2 protein-coding genes and 3 tRNA genes are annotated in these 1,575 nt (G+C 42.5%); 4 read left to right on the forward strand and 1 reads right to left on the reverse strand.

Features of this window, described 5'->3' with window-relative positions; translation table 11 throughout:
- Nucleotides 1-645 (reverse strand): type I pantothenate kinase (gene coaA / locus H5202_RS22195; protein WP_182773940.1); only part of this gene is annotated, 645 nt, incomplete at its 3' end.
- A gap of 223 nt (nucleotides 646-868) precedes the next feature.
- Here coaA and H5202_RS22200 point away from each other — a divergent pair.
- The 4 genes from H5202_RS22200 to H5202_RS22215 form a co-directional block, all read left to right on the forward strand.
- Nucleotides 869-944, forward strand: a tRNA-Thr gene (locus H5202_RS22200).
- Nucleotides 945-951: 7 nt separating this feature from the next.
- Nucleotides 952-1,036, forward strand: a tRNA-Tyr gene (locus H5202_RS22205).
- Between the two features lie 117 nt (nucleotides 1,037-1,153).
- A tRNA-Val gene (locus H5202_RS22210) sits at nucleotides 1,154-1,228 on the forward strand.
- A 113-nt stretch (nucleotides 1,229-1,341) separates the two neighbouring features.
- Nucleotides 1,342-1,575, forward strand: a 234-nt coding sequence (locus tag H5202_RS22215; RefSeq protein WP_259397444.1) for a GTP-binding protein, incomplete at its 3' end; no start/stop codon positions are given.

Genomic DNA, 1,575 nt, shown 5'->3' on the forward strand with positions numbered 1-1,575 from the left:
TCTTGTATCTATTGGAGTATCTAAACCTGTCTGCAGTACATTTAGCCCTTCTAAAATTAAAATATCGGGCTGACGGATTGCTTGGTGCTCATCGTGACATCTATCATAAGTAACATGCGAATAAAGAGGCGCTAGAATTTCTTTCTGCCCCGCTTTTACTGCTGAAATGAATTCTACTAACATTTTCATGTCATAACTTTCAGGAAAACCTTTGCGCTGGAGTAATCCTTTGCGTTTAAGGTCTGCCAAGGGATACAAAAAGCCATCAGTGGTGACTAAATCAACTTTTGGATGCTCCGGCCAGCGTTGCAATAAAGTTTGCAATATACGCGCTGTAGTACTCTTACCTACAGCTACGCTTCCTGCAATACTAATGATGTAAGGACCTGGAGAAGCTTTTTGTTCTAGGAATTTATCAAGAACCAGTCCACGCTGCTGTTTTGAGCCGACAAATAAATTGAGCAAACGGCTGAGAGGAAGATAAATGTCAGTGACTTCATCTAAAGACAGCTTTTCATTCATACCACGCAGTTTTTCTAATTCAGCCAGACTCAATGTAAGCGGCACTGATTTTCGTAGTTCAGCCCAATGCTCGCGCTGAAAAGCAAAGTAGAGTGCGTCTTGTATTGAGTTAATTGGGTTCATAACCATTCCTCTAGGTTGGTCAGGCACATTACACTATCGAATAAATGGCGACAATAGGTTGCTCCTCATTTGTCTTCATCACTAATTACATTTGCCTACAAATTACACTTTTTAGGAAAAACGAGTGCAAAAAAGCGCCATTTGAAACTTTTTTTATGTTTTTTATCATTTTCCTATTGCACTCCGAGCCACATTTACCTAATATCCGAACCCGAAATGATACGCCGGCATAGCTCAGTTGGTAGAGCAACTGACTTGTAATCAGTAGGTCCCGAGTTCGACTCTTGGTGCCGGCACCATTTTTCTGGAGGGGTTCCCGAGTGGCCAAAGGGATCAGACTGTAAATCTGACGGCTCAGCCTTCGAAGGTTCGAATCCTTCTCCCTCCACCACTTTCTAGGTAGTTAGGTAGCCTAAATAGGTTGCAAGGATGTCGTATAATGGTATTACTCCAGCCTTCCAAGCTGATAACGCGGGTTCGATTCCCGCCATCCGCTCCAAATTTGTTCGCTGATATGGCTCAGTTGGTAGAGCGCATCCTTTACTAGGATGAGTCGGCAGTGCGGATCTGCCTATCAACACCAGCTTGTCATGAATAAACTTCCTAACCCTAAATAATCGATTCGATGTCATTTTATGCGTCGGATTTTTACTATATGTGTTTTCATCACCAAGATAATTGGACTGAGGCAATACCATGGCAAAAGCTAAATTTGAACGTAAAAAGCCCCATGTAAACGTGGGCACCATCGGTCACGTTGACCATGGTAAAACAACTTTAACAGCAGCAATTTCTGCCGTTTTGTCTAAAACTTATGGTGGTGAAGTTAAGAACTTCGCACAAATCGATAACGCTCCAGAAGAGCGTGAGCGCGGTATTACAATTAATACTTCTCACATCGAATATGACACACCAATTCGTCACTACGCA

It is taken from the genome of Shewanella sp. SG41-4 (assembly GCF_014164505.1).
Classification (GTDB): Bacteria; Pseudomonadota; Gammaproteobacteria; order Enterobacterales; family Shewanellaceae; genus Shewanella.